The organism is Chryseobacterium sp. MA9 (genome assembly GCF_024399315.1).
In the GTDB taxonomy this organism is placed as follows: domain Bacteria; phylum Bacteroidota; class Bacteroidia; order Flavobacteriales; family Weeksellaceae; genus Chryseobacterium.
Genome location: NZ_CP075170.1, coordinates 3,427,084 through 3,452,885 on the forward strand (window position 1 = coordinate 3,427,084; position 25,802 = coordinate 3,452,885).

30 protein-coding genes and 2 tRNA genes are annotated in these 25,802 nt (G+C 36.6%); 14 read left to right on the forward strand and 18 right to left on the reverse strand.

What is annotated here, in order from left to right:
- Positions 1-31: 31 nt before the first annotated feature.
- Positions 32-451 (forward strand): SufE family protein, encoded by a 420-nt coding sequence (locus KIK00_RS15580; protein ID WP_047375924.1) that lies wholly within the window; start codon positions 32-34, stop codon positions 449-451.
- 50 nt (positions 452-501) lie between these two features.
- Positions 502-1,425, forward strand: coding sequence for a glycosyltransferase family 9 protein (locus KIK00_RS15585; RefSeq protein ID WP_370647753.1), 924 nt, complete (start codon positions 502-504; stop codon positions 1,423-1,425).
- On the opposite strand, the gene KIK00_RS15590 is transcribed toward KIK00_RS15585, so the two are convergent.
- The 4 genes from KIK00_RS15590 to KIK00_RS15605 form a co-directional block, all read right to left on the reverse strand.
- Positions 1,415-2,536, reverse strand: coding sequence for a hypothetical protein (locus KIK00_RS15590; RefSeq protein WP_255813284.1), 1,122 nt, complete (start codon positions 2,534-2,536; stop codon positions 1,415-1,417). The two genes, KIK00_RS15585 and KIK00_RS15590, sit on opposite strands and share 11 nt — an antisense overlap.
- Before the next feature lie 117 nt (positions 2,537-2,653).
- Positions 2,654-2,728, reverse strand: a tRNA-Val gene (locus tag KIK00_RS15595).
- Between the two features lie 33 nt (positions 2,729-2,761).
- Positions 2,762-2,836 (reverse strand) — tRNA-Val (locus KIK00_RS15600).
- A 42-nt stretch (positions 2,837-2,878) separates the two neighbouring features.
- Positions 2,879-4,123 (reverse strand): folylpolyglutamate synthase/dihydrofolate synthase family protein, encoded by a 1,245-nt coding sequence (locus KIK00_RS15605; protein ID WP_255813285.1) that lies wholly within the window; start codon positions 4,121-4,123, stop codon positions 2,879-2,881.
- A gap of 186 nt (positions 4,124-4,309) precedes the next feature.
- Here KIK00_RS15605 and KIK00_RS15610 point away from each other — a divergent pair, with 186 nt between their 5' ends.
- The 5 genes from KIK00_RS15610 to KIK00_RS15630 are packed head-to-tail and all read left to right on the forward strand — an operon-like array spanning position 4,310 to position 8,509.
- Positions 4,310-5,632 carry a TolC family protein gene (locus KIK00_RS15610; RefSeq protein WP_255813286.1) on the forward strand — a complete coding sequence of 441 codons (1,323 nt, stop codon included), beginning with the start codon at positions 4,310-4,312 and terminating at the stop codon, positions 5,630-5,632.
- 1 nt (position 5,633) lies between these two features.
- Positions 5,634-6,227 (forward strand): SprT-like domain-containing protein, encoded by a 594-nt coding sequence (locus tag KIK00_RS15615; RefSeq protein ID WP_255813287.1) that lies wholly within the window; start codon positions 5,634-5,636, stop codon positions 6,225-6,227.
- Between the two features lie 2 nt (positions 6,228-6,229).
- Positions 6,230-7,312, forward strand: a complete 1,083-nt coding sequence (locus tag KIK00_RS15620) for a mannose-1-phosphate guanylyltransferase (protein ID WP_255813288.1) — start codon at positions 6,230-6,232, stop codon at positions 7,310-7,312.
- Positions 7,313-7,344: 32 nt separating this feature from the next.
- Positions 7,345-8,007 (forward strand): hypothetical protein, encoded by a 663-nt coding sequence (locus KIK00_RS15625; RefSeq protein WP_255813289.1) that lies wholly within the window; start codon positions 7,345-7,347, stop codon positions 8,005-8,007.
- Positions 7,976-8,509 (forward strand): GNAT family N-acetyltransferase, encoded by a 534-nt coding sequence (locus KIK00_RS15630; RefSeq protein ID WP_255813290.1) that lies wholly within the window; start codon positions 7,976-7,978, stop codon positions 8,507-8,509. Before KIK00_RS15625 ends, KIK00_RS15630 begins: the two co-directional genes overlap by 32 nt.
- Positions 8,510-8,588: 79 nt before the next feature.
- On the opposite strand, the gene bcp is transcribed toward KIK00_RS15630, so the two are convergent.
- The gene (gene bcp / locus KIK00_RS15635; protein WP_255813291.1) at positions 8,589-9,038 is read right to left on the reverse strand and encodes a thioredoxin-dependent thiol peroxidase; all 450 of its coding nucleotides are present in this window, start codon (positions 9,036-9,038) and stop codon (positions 8,589-8,591) included.
- Between the two features lie 33 nt (positions 9,039-9,071).
- On the opposite strand from bcp, the gene nth reads away from it, so the two are divergent.
- Positions 9,072-9,692: an endonuclease III gene (gene nth / locus KIK00_RS15640; protein WP_047375946.1), complete on the forward strand. Its 621-nt coding sequence runs from the start codon at positions 9,072-9,074 to the stop codon at positions 9,690-9,692.
- 191 nt (positions 9,693-9,883) lie between these two features.
- Here nth and KIK00_RS15645 read toward each other — a convergent pair whose 3' ends face one another.
- Genes KIK00_RS15645 through KIK00_RS15655 form a run of 3 tightly spaced genes read right to left on the reverse strand, consistent with a single transcriptional unit; the run spans position 9,884 to position 12,697 of the window.
- On the reverse strand, positions 9,884-10,330 hold the full coding sequence (locus KIK00_RS15645; RefSeq protein ID WP_255813292.1) for a DinB family protein: 447 nt from the start codon (positions 10,328-10,330) through the stop codon (positions 9,884-9,886).
- A 6-nt stretch (positions 10,331-10,336) separates the two neighbouring features.
- Positions 10,337-10,894 (reverse strand): hypothetical protein, encoded by a 558-nt coding sequence (locus KIK00_RS15650; protein WP_255813293.1) that lies wholly within the window; start codon positions 10,892-10,894, stop codon positions 10,337-10,339.
- 6 nt (positions 10,895-10,900) lie between these two features.
- Positions 10,901-12,697 carry a DUF885 family protein gene (locus KIK00_RS15655; RefSeq protein WP_255813295.1) on the reverse strand — a complete coding sequence of 599 codons (1,797 nt, stop codon included), beginning with the start codon at positions 12,695-12,697 and terminating at the stop codon, positions 10,901-10,903.
- A gap of 169 nt (positions 12,698-12,866) precedes the next feature.
- Between KIK00_RS15655 and KIK00_RS15660 the strand changes: the two genes are divergently transcribed.
- The 4 genes from KIK00_RS15660 (at position 12,867) to KIK00_RS15675 (ending at position 15,538) form a co-directional block, all read left to right on the forward strand.
- Complete coding sequence (locus tag KIK00_RS15660) at positions 12,867-13,328, forward strand: hypothetical protein (protein WP_255813296.1); 462 nt, start codon at positions 12,867-12,869, stop codon at positions 13,326-13,328.
- Positions 13,329-13,502: 174 nt separating this feature from the next.
- The gene (locus tag KIK00_RS15665) at positions 13,503-14,207 is read left to right on the forward strand and encodes a MotA/TolQ/ExbB proton channel family protein (RefSeq protein ID WP_047422081.1); all 705 of its coding nucleotides are present in this window, start codon (positions 13,503-13,505) and stop codon (positions 14,205-14,207) included.
- A gap of 12 nt (positions 14,208-14,219) precedes the next feature.
- Positions 14,220-14,618, forward strand: a complete 399-nt coding sequence (locus KIK00_RS15670) for a biopolymer transporter ExbD (RefSeq protein WP_255813300.1) — start codon at positions 14,220-14,222, stop codon at positions 14,616-14,618.
- Positions 14,619-14,653: 35 nt separating this feature from the next.
- Positions 14,654-15,538 carry a ferric siderophore ABC transporter substrate-binding protein gene (locus KIK00_RS15675; RefSeq protein ID WP_255813301.1) on the forward strand — a complete coding sequence of 295 codons (885 nt, stop codon included), beginning with the start codon at positions 14,654-14,656 and terminating at the stop codon, positions 15,536-15,538.
- A 14-nt stretch (positions 15,539-15,552) separates the two neighbouring features.
- On the opposite strand, the gene KIK00_RS15680 is transcribed toward KIK00_RS15675, so the two are convergent.
- From KIK00_RS15680 to KIK00_RS15720, 9 genes are all read right to left on the reverse strand, one after another.
- Entirely contained in the window at positions 15,553-15,945 is a 393-nt protein-coding gene (locus KIK00_RS15680; RefSeq protein ID WP_047375971.1) for a hypothetical protein, read from the reverse strand.
- Between the two features lie 36 nt (positions 15,946-15,981).
- Positions 15,982-17,385 carry a nucleoside recognition domain-containing protein gene (locus tag KIK00_RS15685; RefSeq protein WP_255813302.1) on the reverse strand — a complete coding sequence of 468 codons (1,404 nt, stop codon included), beginning with the start codon at positions 17,383-17,385 and terminating at the stop codon, positions 15,982-15,984.
- Positions 17,386-17,497: 112 nt separating this feature from the next.
- On the reverse strand, positions 17,498-18,007 hold the full coding sequence (locus KIK00_RS15690; RefSeq protein WP_255813303.1) for a hypothetical protein: 510 nt from the start codon (positions 18,005-18,007) through the stop codon (positions 17,498-17,500).
- Positions 18,008-18,061: 54 nt separating this feature from the next.
- Positions 18,062-18,916, reverse strand: a complete 855-nt coding sequence (gene accD, locus KIK00_RS15695; protein ID WP_121486672.1) for an acetyl-CoA carboxylase, carboxyltransferase subunit beta — start codon at positions 18,914-18,916, stop codon at positions 18,062-18,064.
- A gap of 89 nt (positions 18,917-19,005) precedes the next feature.
- Positions 19,006-20,076 carry a class II fructose-bisphosphate aldolase gene (fbaA, locus tag KIK00_RS15700; protein ID WP_255813304.1) on the reverse strand — a complete coding sequence of 357 codons (1,071 nt, stop codon included), beginning with the start codon at positions 20,074-20,076 and terminating at the stop codon, positions 19,006-19,008.
- A 70-nt stretch (positions 20,077-20,146) separates the two neighbouring features.
- Entirely contained in the window at positions 20,147-21,013 is an 867-nt protein-coding gene (locus tag KIK00_RS15705) for an NAD kinase (protein WP_047375982.1), read from the reverse strand.
- 1 nt (position 21,014) lies between these two features.
- Entirely contained in the window at positions 21,015-21,668 is a 654-nt protein-coding gene (locus KIK00_RS15710) for a CBS domain-containing protein (RefSeq protein ID WP_047375984.1), read from the reverse strand.
- 187 nt (positions 21,669-21,855) lie between these two features.
- A complete protein-coding gene (locus KIK00_RS15715) occupies positions 21,856-22,386 on the reverse strand; it encodes an RNA methyltransferase (RefSeq protein ID WP_255813306.1) in 531 nt (176 codons plus the stop codon).
- A gap of 5 nt (positions 22,387-22,391) precedes the next feature.
- On the reverse strand, positions 22,392-23,003 hold the full coding sequence (locus KIK00_RS15720; protein ID WP_255813307.1) for a toxin-antitoxin system YwqK family antitoxin: 612 nt from the start codon (positions 23,001-23,003) through the stop codon (positions 22,392-22,394).
- A gap of 64 nt (positions 23,004-23,067) precedes the next feature.
- On the opposite strand from KIK00_RS15720, the gene KIK00_RS15725 reads away from it, so the two are divergent.
- Entirely contained in the window at positions 23,068-23,667 is a 600-nt protein-coding gene (locus KIK00_RS15725; RefSeq protein ID WP_255813308.1) for a hypothetical protein, read from the forward strand.
- A gap of 12 nt (positions 23,668-23,679) precedes the next feature.
- Here the strand turns inward: KIK00_RS15725 and KIK00_RS15730 are convergent, their stop codons facing one another.
- Positions 23,680-24,558: a bestrophin family protein gene (locus KIK00_RS15730; protein ID WP_255813309.1), complete on the reverse strand. Its 879-nt coding sequence runs from the start codon at positions 24,556-24,558 to the stop codon at positions 23,680-23,682.
- 264 nt (positions 24,559-24,822) lie between these two features.
- Between KIK00_RS15730 and KIK00_RS15735 the strand changes: the two genes are divergently transcribed.
- Entirely contained in the window at positions 24,823-25,701 is an 879-nt protein-coding gene (locus tag KIK00_RS15735; RefSeq protein ID WP_255813310.1) for a cupin-like domain-containing protein, read from the forward strand.
- Positions 25,702-25,802 lie beyond the last annotated feature (101 nt).

The following is a 25,802-nucleotide window of genomic DNA, read 5'->3' on the forward strand; positions in this document are numbered from 1 at the left end:
GGTTATCTTTGCAAAAGAAATTTGATTAAAAATGACCATTAAAGAAAAACAGCAGGAAATAATTGACGAATTTGCTTTTCTTGACGATTGGGAGCAAAAGTACGAGTACATCATTGATCTTGGAAAAGAACTGAAAGGCCTGCCGGAAGAAAGAAAAACAGAAGAAAATCTGATAAAAGGCTGCCAGAGTAAAGTTTGGATTGATGCTGAATTTAAAGATGGGAAACTTTTCTTTAATGCAGATTCTGACGGTATTTTACCCAAAGGAATTGTTTCTCTTTTAGTAAGTATTTATAGCGGGCATTCCACTCAGGAAATTCTGGATTCTGATTTTGATTTTATTGCTGAAATAGGGTTACAGGAATTTCTTTCGCCATCCAGAGCTAACGGATTGATGGCAATGACCAAGCAGATCAAGTTTTATGCAGTTGCCTATCAACTGAAATCATAGCCGTGACAAAAATTTTAGCATATCGTTTTTCCGCATTCGGAGATGTTGCGATGACTGTGCCTGTTTTCAGAGAATTTCTGGAGCAGAACCCCGGTGTGGAAATTATTATGGTGTCCAGAAAAAATTTTGAAGCCCTGTTTGCAGGAGTCCCTAATGTGACCTTTAAAGGCATTGATCTGGATGATTATAAAGGTCTCTTTGGACTGAGGAGACTGAGCAATGAACTGATCAGGGAGTTTAATCCGGATTGTATTGCCAATCTTCACGATGTGATCCGGACCAAGGTTTTAGACCGGATATATAGAAGAAAGGGGCTTAAAGTTTTCAAAATAGATAAGGGTAAAGAGGAAAAAGAGCACCTTACGGATGTTTGGAATCTCGAGAAAGTACAGCTGAAAAAAACAGTGGAGCGCTATGCTGATGTATTCCGGAAAATGGGATTCAAAGTTGAGCTTTCACATCAACTCAGACCAACTTCGGAGCATCAATCAGGGATTGGTTTTGCCCCTTTTGCCCAACACAAAGGAAAAATGCTTCCTCTGGAAAAATCCTATGAACTGGTCAGAATTCTGGCTCAGAAACATACTGTATATTTCTTTGGTGGAGGTAAAAAAGAAACAGAGACCCTTGAAAGATGGGAAAGTGAGATTCCTAATACCAAAAATCTTTCCGGAAAATTAAACCTTACTGAAGAACTCAATCATATTGCCGGGCTGGAACTGATGATTTCCATGGATTCTGCGAATATGCATCTTGCCAGTCTTGTAGGAACGAGATGTGTTTCTATTTGGGGAGCTACCCATCCATATGCCGGGTTTTTAGGATTCGGACAGAGTGAAGAAGATGTTGTTCAGGTAAAAGATCTTACCTGCAGGCCGTGTTCTGTTTTTGGAGATAAAGAATGTTACAGAGGAGACTGGGCTTGTCTTGAGGAATTTAATATCCAGAAAGTGATAGATAGGGTTAATTTTTAAAAATAATCTTTACAATCTCTTCGGCTTTAGCATGATCCGAGTGTGTGTTTTCTAAGATTTGCTTTCTTTTTTCAGTATCATTATAGTCTTTTTCAGCAGAGGCAATAATCTGTTGGCGAATTTCGGCCATATCAGCTCCATAAAGGCATAAATCCTTCAAAGCAGGATCATCTGTAATACTTCCATTAATAATCACAAAACGACTGTTGTAAAGGGTGTTGAAAAGCTTCACCTTTGTTCCTGAATTCTGATAAGAAATCAGAATATTTGCATGAGCATTTTCCAGAAGATGATGAAGATTTTCTGTAGTACGAATAGGAACGAGGGTGATATTTTCAACTGCAGATATTTTCCTTTTAATGTCTTCACTGGCACGATCGGAGGCAACAACAAGTTTATACTGTGGAAGAGTTTTGAATAAATCAAGAGTTTCAATAAGTGCCTTTTTGTTATCAGCTGTGGTGAGATCTCCATGAAAAAGAAAGTAATTCCCTTTTCTATCCAGTTGCCTTACTGATGGATTGCCATGGAAAATATGGACCAACCGGGCATTTCCCGAATAAGCCTCCACTTCATTATATTCCTTTTCAGACAGGCAGAACACAGTTTCAAACTTCTTTAAAAGCTTTTTCTGATATCCTTTATATTTTAAAGATTCAATTCTGTAAACAATCTTTTTGAAAATATTTTTTTCTGATAATGAAAGACCTTTGTAATACTCTGTTTCGTTGTTGTGATGGCGGAGATATAGTTTGTGTCTGCTGTATTTCAGAAACCTGATGATGGATGTTGTCTGCAGGCCTTCAAACAATATTGGAGCCTGAATGCTTTCCAGATTTTTAAGAAGCAGATCAGAATCTCTTATTACAGCAGCGAAAGGAATTTTTGAGAAATAAAGAAGGAGATTTTTTTTCTTTTCATAAAAAAACACATTTTCTGTACTTTCCTCAACTTCCGGATCAATCTTTACAGGAATTTTGTCTACAAAACAATGAAGGTGGATTCTTATTCCCAGATCAGATAAGGCCTTGATCTTATAATACACGTCAATAATTCCACCATAAGAAGGAGGGTAGGGATAGTTGAATGATATGATATGGAGTTCCTTCACGTCAAGCAGATTCAAATGCAGACAAAGGTAAATAAATATAAGGAAAAGTGGTAAGGGAACTCTTAAATAGCCTAGGAATAAAACAAAAAAATCTCCCAATTTCTTGAGAGATTTCTGTGGGTCCTGAGGGATTCGAACCCCCGACCCTCTGGGTGTAAACCAGATGCTCTGAACCAACTGAGCTAAGAACCCGAATTTTTTTGAAAGGTTTCGTTTCCTTTTCTGTGGGTCCTGAGGGATTCGAACCCCCGACCCTCTGGGTGTAAACCAGATGCTCTGAACCAACTGAGCTAAGAACCCTCTAGACTTGTTCTCTTGTTTAGAGTGGTGCAAATATACGACTTATTCTTTAATCTCCAAATTTTTTTCTAAAAAATCTCCCACTACAAAGTTGCTTCCGCCGATGAAAATCATTTCCTCGTTTGTACATCGTTCTTTTGCAGCAAGATACGCTTCCTGTACAGAATCAAAAATTTTATAAAAAATTTTCGCCTCCTGAAGTAGATTTTCATAGTCTTCCGGGTGTCTTCCCCTGTTGACAGATGGTTTTGCAAAATAAAACTCAGAATTTTCAGGAAGTAAATTCATCACATCATCTATTTTTTTGTCATTCACAAACCCCAAAATGACATGCTTGTGGCGGCCAATTGAATTTAATTGTGAAAAAACATACTCCAAACCTGCCTGATTGTGTCCCGTATCACAAATCGTAAGCGGATTTTTTGAAAATTCAAACCATCGGCCAATGAATCCGGTATTCTGATGAACATGGAGTAGCCCGGTTTCAAGATCTTTTTCAGAAATATGTACCCCCAGTTTTCTTAATTCTTCTACCGCAGCCAATACCACTCTGATATTCTTCTTTTGATAATTTCCTTTCAGATCAGAGGTAAGGGCTGTCTCAATAAAAGTTGCATCTATAAATGGAGCATTTTCTTTTATTGCTTGCTCTCTGATGATGTTTTTGACTACTTCATTTTCATCACCGGAGATAACTGGGATTTTGCTTTTAATAATTCCTGCTTTCTCTGCTGCAATTTCTTCAATGGTATCTCCCAAAATATTCTGATGATCCAGTTGAACATTTGTAATCGCAGAAATCAGAGGTTTAATAATGTTTGTTGAATCCAGTCTTCCTCCCAATCCAACTTCAATAATGGCAAAATCCACCTGCTGCTGATAGAAATATTCAAAGGCCATTATGGTAGTAAACTCAAAAAATGAAGGCCGGATATCTTCAGGAAGTTTTCTTAATTTCTGAATAAAATCAAAGACAAATTCCTTATTACAGTTTTTTCCGTTAACCTTAATACGCTCCGTAAAGTCTATCAAATGCGGGGAGTTGTATAATCCAGTTTTATAACCAGCCTCCTGAAGAACCGATGCCAGCATATTGCTTGAAGAACCTTTTCCATTGGTTCCGCCAATGTGGATACACTTTATTTTATCCTGGGGATTTCCAAAGAAAGCACAAAGCTTGATGATATTGTCAAGTCCAGGTTTATAAGCCTTCTGTCCATCTATCTGATAGTTGGGCATCTGTACGAAAAGCCAGTCAATAGCTTCCTGATATTGTTCATTTGTCATGATACAAAATTCTCAAAAGTTTTATTAAAATGAAACTATTTTTTTCAATCTGTAACTTTTTTATATTTACTTCGTCTAATAGGGAAAAATCTTAATATAAAATCGCTGTGATTTGTAGGTACAGATACTGAATGAAGATGACGCGATTCTATATGACCATTAAAAACAAATAAACATCTACATAATATGAAAAAAGTTTGGATTATCGTTTTTGGACTAAGCTGTCTGGGTTTAAGTGCTCAGAAGAAATGGTCCTTAAAAGAATGTGTAAGCTATGCAGTGGAGCATAATCTTCAGGTTATCCAAAATCAATATACCAAGCAAAACCAGGAATACAACCTTAAAGCAGCTAAAAGAGATTATTTACCTTCTGTATCAGGGAGTATTACGAATGGGGTGAGTTTTGGACAAGGATCATTGGGAGCAGGAAGCTATAGAAACGATAGATTCAATAACAGTATTGGTGTAGGTGCCGATGTTTTGGTCTATAATAATGGGAGATTAGAGAAGAATGTAAGAAAAATCCAGTTTGATGTAGAAGCTAGCCAGTATGATATTGAAGCAATCAAAAATGATATCTCGGTACAAATTGCACAACAATATTTAACAGCTTTATTGAACAAAGAAATTGTTAAGATTTCTCAAAGCGCTGTAGAAAATGCTAAAAAGCAGTATGACAGAGCAAGGATAACCACACAGGTTGGAACTACCGCTCAGACCGTTTTAGCGGAAGCAGAAGCAGCTTTGGCGAGAGAAAAGCAGAATCTTAAAACAGCAGAGGTTAATGTAGGAAGAGCTCTTTTTGCAATCGCTCAGCTTTTACAGCTTTCAGATTATAAGGATTTTGATGTGGAAAATGTAGAAATTCCTGAAGCATTGGATTCACAGCTGGTAACTGCTGACGAGGTTCTTACAAAAGCTTATGATGGACAACCCCAGATAAAAGCAGCCGAAAGCAGGATAAGATCTGCCGAAGCACAAACTGAAGTAAGTAAAACAGCATTCTGGCCTACATTAACGGCTAGTGCCGGTCTTAATACGTTCTACAATAAATCATTTAATGTTCCTCCTGGTGTTGTGCAGGGAACTTTTTTTGAGCAATATAAAGATCAGTTTGGACAAAATGTAGGATTGTCACTTAATATTCCTATCTTCAATAAAGGGAAAACAAAACTACAGGTTGAGCAGTCTAAGTTAAATGAAAGTGTTAGCAAAATTTCCCTTGAACAGCAGAAACAAACGGTAAGACAAAATGTACAGAAGGCTCAGTTTGATGCTGATGCCAACTATGAAACATATCTTGCTGCAGTAGAAGCAGAAAAAAGCTCGAAACTGGCTCTTGATTTTGCGGATAAAAGCTATGCTGCCGGAAGAACAACAATCTATGACGTAAATGTGGCGAGAAATAATTATGCAAATGCACAGGGATCAGTAGCGCAGGCAAAATATAATTATCTTTTTAGTCTTAAACTATTGAATTTCTATGCGGGAATTCCATTAAGTTTGTAAAATGTCTATCCAATCATTAGAAAAATATTTACCTCAAAACAATACTCTTAAATATTTAAGAATCTGGTTTTCAGATTACTATATACATATAAAAGTTACAAGAAACAGGAATTCAAAACTGGGAGATTACAGAAGACTTCCGGACAATTCCCATGAAATAACGGTAAACTCTACGCTTACCCCGCAGCTTTTTTTCTTTGTGCTGACTCATGAGCTCGCGCACCTGATTGCGTTTGAAAAATATGGACGAAAAATCTCTCCTCACGGTAACGAATGGAAAGAAACTTTCAGAAATATGCTCCTGGAAAGTCTTGAAATTTATGATGAAGAGCTGAAACCTATCATTATAAAATTTTCAAAATCACCCAAAGCGAACTTCATGGCCAGCCCTGATCTGGTAAGGTATTTTCATACTGAGAAACAAGATGATACTCTTCATTTTATTGAGGAACTTCAGAAGGGTGAGTTTTTTATATACCGCAACGAAAAGTATTTATTAGAAGGTCTAGTTAAAAAAAACTATCTTTGTAAGAACCTGGCTACTGGAAGGAAGTATTCTTTCAAGCCATTAGCCAGGGTAGAAAAATGTAGCTAATAATGTTAAAATCAGATAGATACTGCGTTATAATGGCGGGAGGAATCGGGAGCCGATTCTGGCCGATGAGCACGCAGAAATTTCCAAAACAGTTTCAGGATATTTTAGGTACCGGGCGTACTATGATTCAGCAGACCTATGACAGAATCAGCAAGGCAATTCCTAAAGAACAAATATTCGTGATTACGAATAAAGAGTATGTGGCTCTTTCCCATCAGCAGCTTCCGGAGATTCCTGAAGAAAATATTGTGGGTGAACCGCTTATGAAGAATACAGCTGCATGTAACCTGTATATGGCCAACAAGATTGCTGAGATCAATCCGGATGCAACAATGATTGTGCTTCCTGCGGATCACCTGATCCTTAAAGAAGATGTATTTTTGGAAAAAGTGGAGCTGGCATTTGAGGTGGCTTCTAAACATGATTATCTGGTAACATTAGGGATTACCCCAACAAGGCCTGATACAGGTTACGGCTACATTCAGTTTGTAGAAAAGAAGGGTTCAGATTATTTTAAAGTCAAAACATTCACAGAAAAACCGATCCTTGAAATTGCCCAAAGCTTCTTAGAGAGCGGTGATTTCCTTTGGAATGCGGGTATTTTTATATGGAACGTAAAAAGTATTCACCACGCTTTTGACCTTTATCTTCCGGAGATGATGCAGCATTTTATGGCTTGTGAATACAATTCAGAAAAGGAAAACAGCTGTATTGAAACCATTTATCCAAAAGTTCAGAAAATTTCAATTGATAACGGAATTTTAGAAAAAGCAAAGAATGTATATGTGATTCCATCGGATTTAGGATGGAGTGATCTGGGAACATGGACTTCTGTTTACGAAAATACAGAAAAAGACAAAGACGGAAATGCTGTGAAATTAAAGCATTTGCTTTCCTATAATTCAAAAGGAAACATAATCCGTCTGAGAAATAATAACAAGGCGGTAATCATTGACGGTCTTGAAAACTACATTGTTGTAGATACCGATAAAGCACTTCTTATCTGCCCGCGCGATAATGACCAGCTTATAAAGGATTATGTCCTTGACTTAAAAAACTTCAAGAAAGGAGATAAGTTTATGTAATATTTGGTATATTTTCTGCTGATTCTTAAATTATGATTAAAGCTGCAACCCAATTTATAATTCTTACATTTTTACTTTTGGGAGTCATAGGATATTCTCAGGAGAAGAAAAAATTTTCAAGCATTCCAAATATTTTACAGCAGGTGAACCCAAGCAATAAGGTAGACTCATGGATATTGGTATACAACAGCTATGGAAAAGGTGAAGAAATAAAGATTTCGGGTAAGGTGAATTATACCCCTCAGTTCTCAGGGTTTAATCTTTTTCCCAGTGAAGACAGCTTTTATTATATTGCTTATTCAGAAGGAGGTAAAGTAAATTATGTTACCGATGTTGAGGGACTTAAGAAGTTCATAGACAAGGTTGATAATGCTCAGGAAGCTGCTGTAATGCTGGCTGCGGAAGGATATATGGTAGATGAGGAATTCAAAGACCTTGCGGGTAACTATCATGAAGACAAATCGAATTATTATCTGGACCTTGGAAAACTGACCTCAAAGGAGTGTCCTTATCAGAAAACGCATTATACAGTGACTGTAAACAAATCAACAGGCGCTGTAAGCAATGTAAAGGACAATGGAACCTATATTGAGCTTTACAATAAAAAATGTGCTAATAACCCGAGACTTTTAAAAATCGAAAAAAAAGAAGAACCAAAGAAAGATGAGCCTAAAAAAACACCCAAACGCAGATAATACCTATGAGACTGAACGATTAATACTTCGTCCGATGTCTCGTGATGACAGAGATTTTGTCTTTGAACTTTATAACAGACCAAAATTTATCCAACATATCGGCAATCGTAATGTTAATAGTATTGAAGATGCCGAAAACTATATCCTGAACAGATTTGCTCCACAGATTGAAAGGCTGGGATTCGGAAACTATCTTTTATTAACTAAAGACAGAAACGAAAAAGTAGGAGCAGTAGGAATCTTCGAAAGAGAAGGTCTTGATATTGTGGATATCGGGTATTCTCTACTGGAAGAATTTGAAGGTAAAGGATATGCTTTTGAGGCTGCTCAGAAAGTCAAATCTATTGGTATGGATGAGTTTGGATTATCAAAAATATCTGCTATCATTTCAAAAGATAACGTTTCTTCTCAAAAGCTGATCGAAAAGTTGGGATTAAGGTTTAAAAAACATGTAACTCTTCCCGGAGAAACCGAAGAATTGAATTATTACGAAACAGAATAATATAAATTCTAAAAAAATCCACCAATAACACTTTTATATTCCTGTGCTATTGGTGGAAATATTTGTTTTAAAGAGAAAATTATCCTTCCAGAATCTGTTCAGCGGCAGTCTTAGAAGTCACTTTTTCAATTACTCTTGTACAAACGCCATTTTCATCAAAAATAAAAGTGGTTCTTACAATTCCCATATAGGTTTTTCCAAATGTTTTTTTCTCCTGCCATACCCCGAATTTTTCAATAATATTACGGTTTTCGTCTGCAATAAGATCATAAGGAAAAGCAAATTTGCTGTGGAAATTCTTCTGCTTTTTTACAGAATCACCACTTATTCCCAATAATTGAAATCCTGCTTTTTTAAGCTTAGCATAGTTATCGCTCAGGTTGCAGGCTTCCACAGTGCAGGTTGGCGTATTCGCTTGTGGATAAAAGAAAACCACTAGTTTTTTTCCAATTAATTTTGATGAGGTTACTGTTTCTCCATCTTGATTGAGTTCTTCAAATTCAGGTAATTTATCTCCAACTTTCAGCATAATGATTTAATTTTGTTCAAATTTAAGCGTTACATGACAAAAAAACAAAGAGCTGAGCTCGTTCAGATAGAACTGGATAAATTATATCCTACAACGCCTATTCCGTTAGATCACACTGATCCGTATACATTGATGGTTGCAGTAGCACTTTCTGCACAGACCACAGATAAAAAAGTAAACCAGGTTACCCCTGACCTTTTTGCGGTAGCAGGAACGCCACAAAGAATGGCTAAGCTGGAAGAATTTGAAATCAAAGAACTGATCAAAGAAATAGGACTGTCCAATACAAAGGCCAAAAACCTGAAAAGAATGGCTGAACTTCTGTTAGAAAGACACAACGGTATTGTTCCTCAGACTTATGAGGAATTGGAGGCGCTTCCGGGAGTAGGGCACAAAACTGCATCGGTAGTAATGAGTCAGGGATTTGGGTTTCCTGCTTTCCCTGTGGATACCCATATCCATCGTCTGATGACACAGTGGAAGCTTACTTCAGGGAAAAATGTGGTGGAAACCGAGCGTGATGCAAAGAGCTTATTTCCAGAAGAAGTATGGAATAAACTTCACCTTCAGATCATTTTCTATGGAAGAGAATATTCTCCGGCAAGAGGGAAAGGAGAGAAGGACTTTATTACGAAAATGATGTTTGAGAAATAATTTTCTCATTGAGACGCAATAAATTTCCTTCTGAAAATAAGAGGAAATTTCAATAGAGTTATTTCAAGTAATATAAAATGTTTGTAGACAGGGTCTTTGTGTCCTTTAGTTAAATTTAGAAAGATTAAGAATTTTTGAATTTTACACTATGTCAAGATTCAAAACCTTGACATGGTGTGATAAAAAGGTAATTAATAATCCAACAACCTTCTGTGGTAATTGATCTGTCCCAAATGGTAATCCAGGTGAGCAATCAGGTGAATCAGAAAGTAATCTGTAGTCATTTTATTTTCAAAAACAACCAGAGGGTATTCTTTTTTCAGATCTTCTTCAGATAATTTAGAAAGAGTAGACTCTATCATTGTTATAGTTGCCTCTATTTTTTCAATAAGTTCGGATCTTGGAACATCTTTTAAGTAAAACTCCAGGTCACGTTGTCTTACGTATCCTGTGTTTCCAAGATGCGTTCCTATAAAATGGTTGAGGTTTCCAACCAAATGAAGAACCAGGTTACCTGCAGAATTGGCTATGTTTTTATCAATTTTCCATAGATTTTCTTCATTTTGATAGGCTTCTATCTCTGTTTTTAATTTGTTCAAATCTCTATTATAGAGAGATCTAAGGCTTTCTGTGATCATATCAATTTATTGTATTGTAGTTTTAAAATATCCTCTGAAGTGTTTATAAACCAAGCTGTCAATCTTGCATTTATAATCTATGAATCCATAAATACTGTCATTTTTGTTGAATCTGTTGGTGTTTAGAATCAGTTTTTGTTCTGAAACTTTAGATTTTATGAATTTTTTTTCACCTTTTAAGGTTTTAGGATCAATATCTTTTATATAAAACTGATTATTGAAGACTTTTACTAAAACGCCATTTCCAAAATATCCATTATCATTGTTTAGCAAGATATTTAAAGTGTCATTCTGATATTGGGCTTTACATTTATAATCTTCAAACAGAAATGATCCTTTAAGAAGGCCATCATAATAAAATGCTTTCTGAACAATGTAGGCTGTTCTTGTTTTACTTTCAATAATTTCACTGTTATACAGCTTCAGCTCTGGATATTTGGAAAGCTGCCGAATTGTATCTTGGGTGGGTAAGTTTTGATCAACAGTAATTTTTTCAAAATTTTGATCCTTTTGACAGCTTAAGGCAGTCAATAAAATAACTGCGAAAAACAAAAATAGTTTCATAAGAAACTATTTTTGTTTTTGAGCCCAAAGCTCCATTTTTCTGTTCAGAACATCCAAAGGAAGACATCCCTGGCTTAATACTTCATCATGGAAACTTGCCAGATTGAATTTGTTTCCAAGTTCTTTCTGATACTTTTCTCTCAGTTCACGGATTCTTAAAGAACCTATTTTGTAGCCTAAAGCCTGTCCGGGCATTGCCATATATCTTTCTACTTCAGCTGTGGCAGATCCCTCATCGTAAGAAATATTGCTTAAGAAATATTTAATGGCTTCTTCTCTTGACATTTTTCCGGTGTGAAGTCCTGTGTCTACTACCAATCTTACAGCTCTCAGCATCTGATCGCTCAGGTATCCCATTTTCTGATAAGGATCTGTATACAAACCGAATTCAGGGCCTAAAGTTTCACAATAATGTGCCCAGCCTTCTCCATAAGCTCCAAACCATCCGAATCTCATGAATTTAGGAAGTTTAGTATTCTCCTGTTGTAAAGAAACCTGGTAATGATGCCCTGGAATGGCTTCATGAAGGAAAAGAGACTCCATTCCTGAAGTAACATTGAACTTGGTAGGATCGGGAAGCGGAACATAAAATATACCCGCTCTTTTTCCATCGGGAGTTCCCGGGATGTATTCTGCACTGGCGCTTGCCTCTCTGAATTTCTCTGTCTGTCGGATTTCAAACTTTGTTTTTGGAGTTACGTTAAACATCGTTTTCAGTTTCGGAGTAATCTTCGTCAGAATACCATTGAAGGCATTTAAAACTTCCTTTGAGGTTTTATAAGGCATTGCTTTTGGATCCGTTTTTACAAAAGTGATGAACTCTTCCAGACTTCCGGTAAAACCAACCTGCTGTTTTACTTTTTCCATTTCTGCACGAAGCATAGCCACCTGCTGCTGCCCGATTTTATTGATCTCATCAGGTGATTTCTTGGTAGTTGTCCAGCTTTTTACATAATAGCTGTAGATTTCATTTCCATTAGGAAGGCTGTTGTATCCGTCTGTATCTCTTGCTTTTGGAAGATAGTCTTTTTCAAGAAAAGCTCCCATTTTAGCATATGCTGGAATAATTTTTTGGGTAATAGCATCCTTGTAAAGTGCTGAGAATTTGTCTTTTTGATCCTGAGTGAAGCTTTTCGGGAAATTTCTGATCGGGCCGTAGAAAATATTTTTTTCCATATCAGATGTTGTGATTTCCTCTGCTTTCATCTGAGGAATCATTTTAATCACCAGTTTTTTAGGAAGTACAACTTTATTATTGATTCCTTCACGGAAGTTATCTGCTGCTGCATTCATCCATTCCGGGAATTTTTCCATTCTTTTCAGCCAGTCGCTGTAATCTTTTTCGGTTTTGAAAGGCTGGCTGCCCTGTCCGCTTCCATACAGCGGAAAAGTAAGTGGAAGGCCCCCGAATTGGGTAAAAGGAATATATTCCGGATGATAGGCATAGGCCTCGATTTTATCTTTTAAAGTATAATCCAGTACATCATACACCACTTTATCCTCATCAGAAAGAGTTTTGTAATCTACATGCTCCAGCTGCTTCTGCACAGAATTGTAGAAAGCGATTTCTCCTGAGATAAAATCTTTATCTATATTGATCGGAAGCTGGTCGTTATACCTTGTATCTCCCTGAGAAGTAGCATCTAAGGGGTAGAGCTTAAGATACTGCTCATAATAGTTGGAAGCAATAGAATCCAGGTTGCTGGGCGTCACTTTCGTAAGGGGAGAATCCGATTTTTTGCATGAAGCAAGACCGATTATCAATCCCATTCCTAGAATACTCTTCAATATAATGTTTTTCATTTTCAGAATCTTTATGAAAACAAAAGTAAGTATTATTGGGATATTCAGACTTATGGTATGAGTTGATTTTAAAAAATTATTTTCAAAATCCTTTCAACTTTGAATCAATTTTTTATCTTTGTCTAAAACGTTTAACAATCATATTATTACAGTTCTTTTTTAAGAAAAAATGAAAGGGATTTTAAAAATTTACCATCCGGAGGAGACGCTAAAATACAATATCAGAAATACTTATTGTAAGGCAGTTTACAGCAACCAACAACATTTTTTAGAGGTTGAAGTTATTACGGATGACAGTTTGGATCACGTAGACGATGATTCATTACAGTACAACTTTCCGCAGCTTTCACTTGAAGTTTTTGATTTTCCTATCGAATCAGCGGAAATAGAAGGAAAAACTATCACAATCAATGACTCTGATGAAGAAACCTACACAGAAGTAGATCTTTTCGATGACGAAGATGCCTATATCTATGACAATGAGCTTCTTTTTGATAAAAATGAAGAAGGAGAGCTTCAGGTCATCTGGAAAGGTACCATTGATGATTTCTATACCGGATCAGATACACCAATTCCTTTTAGATTAAAATGCGAATTCAGGCAGGATGATATTGAGGTAGACGAAGACTAACAAAAGTTTCTATCTTTTTTAATACCGAGTTTCTTTTCAAAATTATTTTTGGAGAGAAATTTGCTATTGATAGAATTGTAACAAATTTTAAGTTGTTTTTAAGCAATTTTTAAGAGTTCAATTCATAATATTCTACTACATTTGTCGTTGAAAATTTAATAAAATTCACATTTAATGCTGTTAACGGAACTTTCTCAGATTTTATTTGCACAAATCGCCACACCTGCAGTTGCTGCAGACAACTTAGAGTTCTCATTCTGGAAAATTATGTTCCATGGAGGAGCGTTCGCTAAAATAGTGATGGTCACGGTATTGCTGTTGGGAATATTTTCTCTGTACCTGTTTTTTGAAAGATTCTTCTTTATCAAAAGACTGACTTCAAAAACGGATTCCAACTTCATGAACAATATTGAAGACTTTATCAAAGCAGGAAAAATAGAGGCTGCGACAGATTATTGTAAAACACAAAACTCTCCGGAAGGAAGAATTTTAGAAAAAGGAATTTCAAGATTAGGACGTCCTGTTTCTGATATTGTAAGTGCTATGGAAGCACAGGCCCAGGTAGAGGTTGCCAATATGGAGAAAAACCTTAACCTTTTGGCTGTAGTACCGAGTATTGCGCCAATGTTGGGACTTTTGGGTACGGTAATCGGGATGATTATTGCTTTCTTTAATTTATCCCACGCTACAGGATCTTTCTCTCCGAAAACACTTTCAGAAGGTATTTATACCGCTTTGGGACAAACCGCTGTAGGTTTAGCAGTAGCAATTCCTGCTAATTTCTGTTACAATATCCTTTTGACAAGGATTGATAAATTTGTACTGAAGGCTCAGAATATGTCAGGAGAATTTTTAGACCTTATCAACAAACCTTTATAAATCTTTCTTAAGATGAAAATTCAGAGAAGAAATAAAGCAAACCCGGAATTTAGTTTAGCAGCGATGACAGACGTTATCCTGTTGATGCTGATTTTCTTTATGATCACATCTTCTGCAGCCAATCAAAGTGCGATTGATGTGAATCTGCCGAAAGCCGGAGCTGTTGATGATAATATACCAAATCCTGTGACGGTAAGCATCAAGCCGGACGGTTCATTCTTTGTAGATGATAATCCTGTCAATAAAGGGGAACTGGAGAAGACTATTGTAGATAAATTGGCTGGTCAGACCAATCAATCATTCACAATCAGAGCAGACGAAAACACATTGCATAAAGATGTTGTTTTTGTAATGGAAATTGCTGAAAAACATAAATTTAACATTGCAATTGCAACTGTTAAAGATAAATAACAAATCCGGGTTTCCGGAAAGAATTACTTTTTAAGATGAGAAGCTATACAGCAAACAGAAACGAAGAAAACAAAGATAGGATAAAGAGCGCTCTGCTTTCTGTCCTTATCTGGGCTGCTATTCTGCTTTTTGTTTTTTTGTATAAATTAAAACCAGAGCTGGACAAAGACCCAGAAGTGGTTACTACCATGCTGGTCAACTTCGGAGATAACAGAAACGGAAAAGGGATTGAAGAACCTGCTGAACAGCCGGGAAGTCTTGCAGCAGCAACAGAAGAAGTGACACCTGAACCCGCAGAAACACCTGTTCCGGAAACAAAAACCATTGTAAAACCAGAACCAGCACCTGAACCAAAGAAAGTAGAGACAAAGGAGAAGGTTATCACAGGAAATAATTCAAAAGCAACAGTTCCTAAGAAAGAGGAATCAAAAAAAGCTGTAAAAAAAGAAGCAACAAGTACCAGCACTTCTAAAAATACTAAGAAATCTGGAGCCACCACAGCGAATTCAAAAACAGGAAATGGAGATGGAAAAGGAAATGCCGCTATTGGAAACCTGATCAAAGGAAGAGGAACAAAAGCCGGCAGCCAGGGAACAGGAGAAGGTATAGGGAATGCAGGAGATCCTTTAGGAGGTGACGGAAATGGAGACAGTAAAGTAGGAATCGACAGAAAACTGGTTGGATATATTCCTGGAACAATGGGAAGAGGAGGCGCTCAGCCATCTCACAGCTGTACGGCAAGCGGATCAATTACCATTGCCTATACTGTAGATAAAGCGGGAAATGTGGTGTCTGCAAGAAGATTAGGAGGTGTTTCAGATCCTTGTGTATCATCTACATCAGTAGCCTGGGTGAAGAAATATGTAAAGGCAGAGAAAGCCAGCACTTCTTCCACTGGAACTTATAAAATTACATTCTAAAATACAAAAGCACTTTATTCAAGTGCTTTTTTTAATTCATTTATTCTGTTGATAATGGGAAGTGCAAAAATACCACTGGTCTGCAGATACAGTTCGTAGAATGTCTTTGCTTTATCCTGAAAATCTTTGTTATGATCATGTCTGCTGTTGAAGTAGAAAAGGTTTCCCAGCATTTCATAATAATCTTTGTGATCTCTTTCCTGTCTTTCATTCACAATAGCAATCATTTCTTCCTTGGTTTTAGAAGAAATTTCTGTGAAACTCATTTTGAAAATGTCTCTCATCAGCGTATCAAAATCCAGTTCTTTCTGCATTAAACTTTCTTCAGGTTTGTCCAGAATCAGTTTTTCTAATGCTTGAGTCAATTGGCGGATGAGCCTTAGGGTAAATTCTTTATCTGTGATCATATGATAGTTTAAAGTTTAGGGTTTAAAGTTGGTAAATTAAGCAAAGAACAGATAGGCCAATGCAATTGCAGTTATAACACCCACCAGATCGGCCAGGAGCATGGCAATTACTGTGTATCTTGTATTCTTAACGGCTACGGCGCCAAAATAGACCGCGATCACGTAAAACGTGGTGTCTGAGCTGCCCTGAAGTACCGCGGCTAATTTCCCCTGGAAACTGTCAGCTCCGAATGTTGCCATTGTATCTACCATCATTCCTCTGGCTCCTGATCCTGATAAAGGTTTAATTAAAGCTGTTGGAAGTCCGTCCACGAATCTAGGATCCATATTGGCTATGTTGGCTACCCATTTCATTCCGTCAATAATCACATCAAAAACACCGGAAGTTCTTAATAATGAAATAGCAATCAGCATCCCAACCAGATAAGGAATAATCTTAACACAGGTCGTGAATCCTTCTTTTGCTCCTTCAATAAAGGCGTCAAAAACGTTGATTTTCTTATAAACGGCTCCAAGCACAATAGCAAGGAATATGAACAGGATTAAACCATTGCTTAGGATTTTACTAAAGTCATCCAATTGATCTTTACTCAGCTGTACAAGGTATACTACTAATAAAGCGATAATTGCTGAAATTCCTCCTACATAAGCAATAACTACAGGGCGAAGTAGATTGATCTTCTGATAGAGAGAAACGATAATCATTGCTGCCAAAGTAGCCGCAAAAGTAGCAATCATGCATGGCAGAAAGATATCAGTAGGTGTCTTTGATCCCATAGATGCTCTGATAGCAATAATGGATACGGGAATCAAGGTCATTCCTCCGGCGTGGAGACACAGGAACATAATCTGTGAATTACTGGCTGTATCTTTATTAGGATTTAAAGTCTGGAGGCTTTCCATGGCTTTTAACCCAAAAGGAGTCGCTGCATTATCCAGTCCCAGAAGATTGGCACTGAAATTCATCAGCATATGCCCAAATGCGGGATGGTTTTTAGGAATTTCGGGAAATAACTTAGAGAAAAATGGTTGAATCAGACGGCTTAAAAGATTGATACCTCCTGCTTTTTCAGCAATACTCATGAATCCCATGAATAAGGTCATGATCCCGATAAGACCAAGGCAGATCTTTACCGCCGTTTCAGACGTTCCGATGACTCCATCAGCTTCCTGAACACGATAAACATTTACATTTTGCTTTAAAGAATCTGTTTTATAGTGAATTCTGCTGTCTGCAAAATCATTCTTTTTCATCAGACTGTCTCTTACAACGGGGGAGAGGCTGTTCATTGGCTGTGATGCAATCTTCACCGTATCACCTCCTTTTCCTACTACCATATCATTGAAAATGGTTTTGTAATGACCTGACGAAACGTATTTTATACTGGCAATGGCAATGGCAATGATAATAAAAGCCGACCAAATTCTGCTGAGAACCATCTGATTGATTTAATTGTTTAAACTTATCAAAAATACTTTAAACTACAAAAGTCATAAAAGAATTAAACACTTAAATATTCAAATAAAACTTTGTGGCTGAATAAAAATAGATCTACTCTTCTAAATATACAAGATATCCCTCAAAATTGTCATCCAGGTTTTTAAGAACTTTAGCATCATCCATTTTTTTGACTAATGACTCTACAAAAAAGCTTTTTTCAAAAAACTGGCGGTGAATGCCTGGCAGAAGTTCCATAAAATAATCCATTCCGATTTTGTTATTATGGAGATCCATTTTTGTTTCCAAAGGCTCATTCGGGAATAGTTCTTCATGCATATCTGTTATTCTTTTGCAGAAATCAAGCGCTTTTTTAGGAGAAGAGATCTTACAGCAGTACATCATAATGAAGGAGCACCAGAGAGCGTGTCTGAAAGCGTTTCCAATTCCATTATTGGAGGCTGTTTGTGGGAATTTTTTCTGTGCTATGGTAAATGCTTTTACGGTAGCATGAAAGCTCAACAGGGCAAAAAGAGGATGGGGAAGGATAAGTGATAAAAGACGTATAATCTTTTTAAAACTCATACTTCTGATGGTATTGAAAAATATCTTAAAAGTCCTCATAAATAAAAATCTCTCCCTAATTAGAGAGAGATTGTATTGTTTTTGTTACAGATACTATGCTTTTACAGCTAATAAATTAACTGTTTTAGCCACAGTGTCTTGAATTTCAGTTCTTTTTACGATAAAATCTACAAATCCTTTTTCCTGTAAGAATTCTGATGTCTGGAATCCTTCCGGTAAATCTCTACCGATTGTTTCACGGATTACTCTTGGTCCTGCGAAACCGATCAATGCTCCCGGTTCTGCCATGATGATATCAGCGGTCATTGCAAAAGAAGCTGTGATTCCTCCAAATGTAGGGTCACAAAGATAAGCGATGTATAAAAGTCCTGCTTCAGAAAGCTGAGCTAATTTAGCCTGAACTTTTGCCAGCTGCATCAAAGAGTAGGTTGCTTCCTGCATTCTTGCTCCTCCGGACTGACAGATAATCATATACGGAAGTTTATTAGCAATACAGTAGTCTACTGCTCTTCTGATCTTTTCTCCCATTACAGAACCTAAAGATCCACCAATAAAAGCAAAATCCATACAAGAAACTACCATTTCAGTTCCTTTTACAGTTCCTACAGCATTTCTGATAGAATCAGTAAGCTTGGTCTTAGCTTTTACTTCTTTCAGACGGTCTTTATAAGGCTTTGTATCTTTGAAGTTTAAGATATCAATACTTTCAACATTGGCATCCAGTTCGGTAAATTTACCACCATCAAAAAGGATGTCAAAAAATTCCGCACTTCCTATTCTTACATGAAATCCGTCTTCAGGAGAAACATAGTTATTTCTCTTTAGTTCATCATGTTCCACAACTTTTCCGGATGGAGTCTGATGCCATAGGCCCTTGGGAACGTCCTTTTTTTCATCAGTAGAAGTGGTTATGTTTTTTGCTTTTCTTTTAAACCAGTCGAATGCCATTTTTGCGTGTATTAATGTATAAATGTAAAATGTACCAATGTAAATGCATTCCTATGAATACTTTTTACATTGATACAAATGTACAGTTCTTATTTTAAAGTATCTACGTTATTTAAATCTTCAAATGCTTTCACTAATCTTGTAGAGAATGTATCTTCACCTTTTCTTACCCAAACTCTTGGATCATAGAATTTTTTGTTAGGCTTTTCTTCTCCTTCAGGGTTTCCGATTTGAGTTCTTAAATAATCAATATTGTTTACCATGTAATCTCTAACGCCTTCTGTATAAGCAAACTGAAGGTCAGTGTCGATATTCATTTTGATAACTCCGTAGTCGATAGCTTCTCTGATTTCTTCTAAAGTAGATCCAGAACCTCCGTGGAATACAAAGTTAACAGGTTTAGCAGCTGTTCCGAATTTCTCCTGAACATATTTCTGAGAATTGTCAAGGATTTTCGGAGTAAGAACTACGTTTCCTGGCTTGTAAACTCCATGTACGTTACCGAAAGCAGCAGCAATGGTAAAGTTGTCAGAAATAGCTTTTAGCTTTTCATAAGTGTAAGCTATATCTTCAGGCTGAGTATATAATTTAGAGTTATCAACGTCTGAGTTGTCAACACCGTCTTCCTCACCTCCTGTTACTCCGATTTCTACTTCAAGAGTCATCTGAAGCTTAGCCATTCTTTCGAAATACTGAGCTGAAATCTCAAGGTTTTCTTCTAAAGACTCTTCAGAAAGGTCTAACATGTGAGAAGAGTAAAGAGATTTCCCTGTCTGCTTGAAGAATTCTTCGTTAGCATCCATCAATCCGTCGATCCAAGGAAGTAATTTTTTTGCACAGTGGTCTGTGTGTAAAATTACGGTTGCTCCGTAAGCTTCTGCAAGAGTGTGAATATGTTTTGCTCCAGCGATAGATCCTAAGATGGCAGCCTTTTGTCCGTCATTGCTTAATCCTTTCCCTGCGTTAAAAGCAGCTCCACCATTTGAAAACTGAATAATTACAGGAGAGTTCAATTTCGCTGCAGTTTCCATCACAGCATTGATGTTGCTTGATCCAATTACGTTTACTGCAGGTAATGCAAATTTGTTTTCTTTAGCATACTGAAAGATATCAGTAACTAACTGACCTGTGGCAACTCCTGCCGGAAAAATTCTGCTCATGTTTTACTTTTTATTATAAATTTATTAGGTGTTTTAATTTCGTGTAAAGGTAATCATTTTTAAGAAATGACTAATTTCTTTTATCTCTTCCCCAAAGTAGCTTCTGGCGGATCGTTTCATAGAAACTTAAACTGTTGGGTTGTACCAGAAGAAGCTGGAATGCTGCCTTTTTGATGATAATTTCCTTATCCGTTTCTATGTGTATCAGTCGGGAGTCTAAGGAAAGAGAGTATTGAGGTACACGGCTTTCTACCCTGAATTTTATTTCTACTTTGTCATTTACTACTAAGGGTCTCACATTCAGATTGTGAGGAGCAATTGGAGTGATGACAAAATTTTCGTTGTTTGGAGAAATGATGGGCCCTCCGCAGCTCAAAGAGTAGGCGGTAGAACCGGTGGGAGTGGAAATAATAACACCATCACCCCAGAATACATTCAAAAACTCATCATTGATGTAGGAATCTACCGTAATCATGGATGTAGTTTCTTTTCTGGAAACGGTAACGTCGTTCAGTGCATAAGGAAAAGATCCTTCAAGTTTCGGAGAAACGACTTCAATGACCGAACGGCGGCTCGTCTTTACATTTCCTTTTAAAATGGAATCAAGTTCTTTAAAAGCTTCTTCTTTAGTGAAAAAGGCCAAAAAACCAAGTCTTCCGGTATTCACTCCTACAACAGGAATCTCAAGATCTTCAATGAATGTTAAAGAATTTACAATGGTTCCGTCTCCACCGAAAGTGAAAAACAGATCAACTTCCTTATCGAGAAGATCCTGCTTACAGTTGAAAGTTTCAAAAATTTTTGAGAACTGAAGTGCTTCAGCCATTTCATCATACAGAACAGATTTTACATCTCTGGCTTCAAGTTCAGAGATAAACTTGCTTAAATATAAAAAAGTATCAAGATCTTTTTTCTGAGAATATATGGCTGCCTTCATGTTATATTTCTATGAATTTTTGTAAAAACCCAAATCGGTCTTTAAACAGATCGGATTTCTCATCAGAATAATATTTTTCAACAATTCTGTAGTCGTACCGGTCAAATGTAGAGTCTATCGAGGCCAGGTTTTCATTGCTGATCTTTATTGTGATTTGGACCACTTCTTCAGACATAAAGCTTATAAACCCCCCATAAAACTTCGAGTTGTTGCTCTCTACGATATTGGTAATTTCCGTCATAGAATATTTTCTGGCAGGAGTTTCTACAGTAAGAATAGCTCCTGTTTCTGAAAATAAAGGATAACGGGAAAGGTCCTGAAAAACATCTTCACAGGTAATATACCCAAGATACTTTTCATTTTTATTAATCACCGGGATCACATTGCTGCTGAAGGTATAAAACAGACGGATACTGTCCATAATATTGCTGTCCTCCAGAATAGCGAACCGTTCAATCTGGTGTTCAAGATCCTTCAAAGTTCCCCCATCTTCTTCATACAGAAAGTCCATTGCAAGAGCTCCGTAGAAATGGTGGGATTTTTTGATAAAAACATGGGAATATCCAAAATCCTCCAACATATTTCTGGCTGACTCTATGGAGTCAGACAGGCTAAAACATGGAAAGTCTTTTGAGATATAGTCCTTGATAAACATTGTGCTAATTTATAAAAAATTAAATGAAACTTTTTCTGAAAACCCGATTTTTTTTAAGCTGAAACAAAAAAAAAGCCATCAAAATTTGTTTGTAAAGAAAAATAAAGTACCTTTGTCGCCTTTCATTTTTACTTTTTATTAGATTTATTTCAAACTGCACTGTCTACTAACGACATATGCAGTTTTTTTATTTTAATGCTTTCGCAAATTCCCACATCACAATTCCGGCGCACACACTTACATTAAGAGAATGCTTAGTTCCAAGCTGCGGAATTTCTAAAAATACATCAACATTTGGAAGTACTTCATCACTGATTCCTTCTACTTCATTTCCTAAAATCAAGGCATATTTTTTCGATCTGTCAATCGTAAATTCAGTGATAAGCTGGCTGCCGGTAGTCTGCTCAATTCCGATGATTTCGTATCCTTTGCTTTTCAGATCAGAAATCGCTGTATTGGTTTCTGATTCATGAGACCAGTCTACACTTTCCGTTGCTCCCAATGCCGCTTTATGAATCTCACGGTGAGGTGGCTGCGGTGTAATTCCGCAAAGAACGATTTTTTCAATTAAAAAAGCATCTGCTGTTCTGAAGGCTGCACCTACATTATGCATACTTCTTATATTATCTAAAATGATGACCAACGGAATTTTTTCAACCTTCTTAAATGTTTCTACATCTATTCTGTTAAGTTCTTCCAGTTTTAGTTTATGTACCAATTGTATTATTTTGTTGAGATTAATTTTCCGTCTTTATAGACCTCTGTTTTTTCTATGCTTCCGTCTTCACGGTAATGAACTCTGTTGCCGTTTCTCTTATCGTTGGCAAGCTCAGTTTCGCGCTGTAACTTTCCTGATGGATAAAACACTTTCCATTTTCCGGTAGCAAGGCCGTTGTCATACTGGCCGATGTCTTTCACTGATTTTCCATCTTCATGGAAGGTTTTGCTTTCACCCTGTAATTTATTGAATTTATAATTCGAAATTTCAGTTATTTTTCCGGCTGGAGAATAAAAAGTAGCTGTAAGACTGTTATCATAAATATTCTTTTCTCCGTTTCTGAAAGCCTCTTTGGAAGTAAGTACTCCATTCTTATCAAAATAAGACCATTCTTTTACTTTGAATCCTTTCTTGTATTCTCCTTTAGACTGTACTTTTCCGTTATCATAATAAAAAACAGCATCTCCGTCCAGCTTTCCTTTTTCCCATTCTACTGTATTTTTTACCTGTCCGTTGTCATAGAATTCTTTGCAGGAACCTTCCTGCAATCCGTTTTTATATCCACAAGGTTTCTGTGCCGTAATCATGACAGAAGTGGAAAAAAACAATAGAAACATGTACTTCATAGCTATTTTTATTTCAAAAATAGTAAAATACTTATATTTGACTCAAAAATATACTATGAAAAAATTATTCACATTATTCATGTTGATGTGGGGATTTATGTATCTGGAAGCACAAAATACGTATTATCCTCAAGCATTTTTCGATAAAAAATTAGCCAGAGACATGCTGGGATTCGGAAATTCCACGATTGAAGGCGTTGCTTCCACAAAACAAAAAAACAATTGGGGTATCAAACCTTTGCTTGGAGAAAAACATTATGCACCCAAAGGAACTGTTGTCATGCTTTTTCCTGTAACTCCTTATTTTGAGGAATTTTATGACATGAGAAAGAAATATGAAAATAAAAAAACAACGGTATATATGTCTGAAGAAGCTTTTAAATACAGAGTAGAGGCTTTAACAGATGATCACGGCAGATTTAAATTCGAAAAACTTAAACCTGGGAAATATTATCTTGAAACGATCGTAAATTTTACGGCGACGGCAAGTTACCAGCAACAGACCGGGACTTCAAATGCTTATAACGGATATGGAGCCTATTTATATTCTACTCCTATATACAGCACGTTTTTCTACGGATATTCTGCTGCCAACAGAGAGAGTAAATTTGTAGAGATAAAACAGGACGGAGAACTCAAAGAAATCAAGCTTTAAAAGCTTGATTTTTTATTTTCTGATCATAATCTGATGCACATTTTTTTCAATATTCTGCGCTAATGTTTCCATAGGAATATCATTTTCGTCATTGTTGAAAGGATCTTCAATTTCTTCTGCAATAAGCTCAAGACTCATTAAAACATAGTATACAAAAACCGTAAGCGGAATCATGAAAAGACCAATGGTGATCACATAAGCAATAGGCAGGGCAAAAACATACAGGATAATAAATTTCTTGATGAAAGAAGAATAAGAATAAGGAATCGGAGTATTTTTGATTCTTTCACAGCCTCCGCATACATCCAGAAATCCTGAAAGTTGGGTATCTAGATACAGCATTTCAATTTCTGAGATTTTTCCTTCTTTTTTTAGCTGGTTCAATTTATGAGTGAGAAGGATAACCATTTCACTGGGGCCGTGATTTTTTAAAGAATTTTCAATTTCAGAATAATCCCCATCCAAAGCAAGCCTTGTAGATTCCTTTGAAAGATGTTTGGCTAAAAAGTGAGGAAAATACTTTAAATATCTTGCTATCTGCTCGGCATCCTGGCGGTTGTCTCCAAGAATAGTATTAATTTTTATAGCAAAATTTCTGGTGTCATTTACCAATTTTCCCCAAAGCTTTCGGCCCTCCCACCATCTGTCATAGGCCGTATTGGTCCTAAAAACCAATAAAAGCGAAAGCACGAACCCCAAAAGAGAGTGAATCATTCCCACGTTACTGATTCCGGATTTTGAGGTAAGATGCAGATATTCAACTTCCAGATACTGAATTCCCCATGAGTACAGTCCTATAAGAAGCATACTTGGAAAAAGAATTTTCAGTGTATCACTTTTGTGCAAACTGAAAAGAATTTTCAGGAAATGTTTGGTATTATAGACTCTCATAAATTCACTTATTACCACAAATATAAATTTTTCATCTGAGCTCTGCTAATAAAGTAAGGAAGGCTGAAGCTGGAAACTGGAAGTTATTGCAGCCGAAGAAGTGGTCTAAGGTTTTCATAAAAATCTTTTTATGGAATGATGTATAGACGTTTACAGACAAATCTTAACTTCCAGCATCCCTCTTCCAACTTCCAGCCCTTTTGATCTTAATTTTCTCAGGTTTCAAAAAAACACTATTTTTATTTCGCATTAAATACAAAGTACATGATCCTCGAAAACGTAGATACTGTAAATGATATCAGTAAAGAAGATTTTCAGAAGAATTATTTTAAAAAGCAAAAACCTCTTTTAATCAAGAATTTTGCCAGTCGATGGGATGCCTTTGACAAATGGAACCTGGCTTACATCCGGGAAAAAGCGGGAGATCAGGAAGTTCCGCTGTATGACAATAAGCCTGCGGATGCTGCCAAAAGCTCCGATGCTCCGGTAGCCCAAATGAAAATGAAGGAATATATTGATACCATAAAAAGTAAACCTTCAGATCTGCGTATCTTTTTCTATATCATTACAGACAGGCTTCCTGAACTGCTGAAAAATTTCACATATCCGGACCTTGGAATAAAGTTTTTTAAAAGACTTCCAACGTTATTCTTCGGGGGAAGTGAAGCCCATGTTTTAATGCATTATGATGTGGATTTGGGTGATTTTATGCATATCCATTTCGAAGGAAAGAAAAGAATTCTTTTGTTTGATCAGAAACAGTCTCCATTTTTATATAAAGTTCCTTTATCTGTTCATACAGTTTATGAGCTGGATTATGAAAACCCTGATTATGAAAAGTTTCCGGCCTTACAATATGCCAAAGGATATGAAATTTTTATGGAGCATGGTGATGCTCTTTTTATTCCGGGAGCTTTCTGGCACTTCAACAGGTATCTGGAACCGGGTTTTTCTCTTTCACTGAGAGCGCTTCCCAATAAACCGAATGTATTTGCCAATATGCTGTATCACGTTTTTATTATGAGATATACAGATAAACTCATGCGTAAACTTTTTAAAGCTAAATGGGTGAATTACAAACAGAAATGGGCTTACAAGAAAAGCTCAGAAGCATTGGAAAAACATCTGAAAGCAGAAAGATAAAAGGGAAAGAGAGAAGGAAGCCCCTTTACAGCTTAGTATTGCTGGATTTCATTTTAATTTAAAGGATAACCATTACTTAAACGACCAATAGAAACTTCCAT

Coding starts and splice junctions, on each gene's coding strand:
- KIK00_RS15605 (WP_255813285.1), bottom strand. CDS start 4,123: ATGACAAATGAACAATATCAGGAAGCTATTGACTGGCTTTTCGTACAG.
- KIK00_RS15725 (WP_255813308.1), top strand. CDS start 23,068: ATGAAAAAATTATTCACATTATTCATGTTGATGTGGGGATTTATGTAT.
- KIK00_RS15620 (WP_255813288.1), top strand. CDS start 6,230: ATGTTAAAATCAGATAGATACTGCGTTATAATGGCGGGAGGAATCGGG.
- KIK00_RS15670 (WP_255813300.1), top strand. CDS start 14,220: ATGAAAATTCAGAGAAGAAATAAAGCAAACCCGGAATTTAGTTTAGCA.
- KIK00_RS15735 (WP_255813310.1), top strand. CDS start 24,823: ATGATCCTCGAAAACGTAGATACTGTAAATGATATCAGTAAAGAAGAT.
- bcp (WP_255813291.1), bottom strand. CDS start 9,038: ATGCTGAAAGTTGGAGATAAATTACCTGAATTTGAAGAACTCAATCAA.
- KIK00_RS15665 (WP_047422081.1), top strand. CDS start 13,503: ATGCTGTTAACGGAACTTTCTCAGATTTTATTTGCACAAATCGCCACA.
- KIK00_RS15615 (WP_255813287.1), top strand. CDS start 5,634: ATGTCTATCCAATCATTAGAAAAATATTTACCTCAAAACAATACTCTT.
- KIK00_RS15585 (WP_370647753.1), top strand. CDS start 502: ATGACTGTGCCTGTTTTCAGAGAATTTCTGGAGCAGAACCCCGGTGTG.
- KIK00_RS15680 (WP_047375971.1), bottom strand. CDS start 15,945: ATGATCACAGATAAAGAATTTACCCTAAGGCTCATCCGCCAATTGACT.
- KIK00_RS15625 (WP_255813289.1), top strand. CDS start 7,345: ATGATTAAAGCTGCAACCCAATTTATAATTCTTACATTTTTACTTTTG.
- KIK00_RS15580 (WP_047375924.1), top strand. CDS start 32: ATGACCATTAAAGAAAAACAGCAGGAAATAATTGACGAATTTGCTTTT.
- KIK00_RS15610 (WP_255813286.1), top strand. CDS start 4,310: ATGAAAAAAGTTTGGATTATCGTTTTTGGACTAAGCTGTCTGGGTTTA.
- KIK00_RS15690 (WP_255813303.1), bottom strand. CDS start 18,007: ATGAGGACTTTTAAGATATTTTTCAATACCATCAGAAGTATGAGTTTT.
- nth (WP_047375946.1), top strand. CDS start 9,072: ATGACAAAAAAACAAAGAGCTGAGCTCGTTCAGATAGAACTGGATAAA.
- accD (WP_121486672.1), bottom strand. CDS start 18,916: ATGGCATTCGACTGGTTTAAAAGAAAAGCAAAAAACATAACCACTTCT.
- KIK00_RS15630 (WP_255813290.1), top strand. CDS start 7,976: ATGAGCCTAAAAAAACACCCAAACGCAGATAATACCTATGAGACTGAA.
- KIK00_RS15650 (WP_255813293.1), bottom strand. CDS start 10,894: ATGAAACTATTTTTGTTTTTCGCAGTTATTTTATTGACTGCCTTAAGC.
- KIK00_RS15685 (WP_255813302.1), bottom strand. CDS start 17,385: ATGGTTCTCAGCAGAATTTGGTCGGCTTTTATTATCATTGCCATTGCC.
- KIK00_RS15645 (WP_255813292.1), bottom strand. CDS start 10,330: ATGATCACAGAAAGCCTTAGATCTCTCTATAATAGAGATTTGAACAAA.
- fbaA (WP_255813304.1), bottom strand. CDS start 20,076: ATGAGCAGAATTTTTCCGGCAGGAGTTGCCACAGGTCAGTTAGTTACT.
- KIK00_RS15675 (WP_255813301.1), top strand. CDS start 14,654: ATGAGAAGCTATACAGCAAACAGAAACGAAGAAAACAAAGATAGGATA.
- KIK00_RS15720 (WP_255813307.1), bottom strand. CDS start 23,003: ATGTTTCTATTGTTTTTTTCCACTTCTGTCATGATTACGGCACAGAAA.
- KIK00_RS15705 (WP_047375982.1), bottom strand. CDS start 21,013: ATGAAGGCAGCCATATATTCTCAGAAAAAAGATCTTGATACTTTTTTA.
- KIK00_RS15655 (WP_255813295.1), bottom strand. CDS start 12,697: ATGAAAAACATTATATTGAAGAGTATTCTAGGAATGGGATTGATAATC.
- KIK00_RS15730 (WP_255813309.1), bottom strand. CDS start 24,558: ATGAGAGTCTATAATACCAAACATTTCCTGAAAATTCTTTTCAGTTTG.
- KIK00_RS15710 (WP_047375984.1), bottom strand. CDS start 21,668: ATGTTTATCAAGGACTATATCTCAAAAGACTTTCCATGTTTTAGCCTG.
- KIK00_RS15660 (WP_255813296.1), top strand. CDS start 12,867: ATGAAAGGGATTTTAAAAATTTACCATCCGGAGGAGACGCTAAAATAC.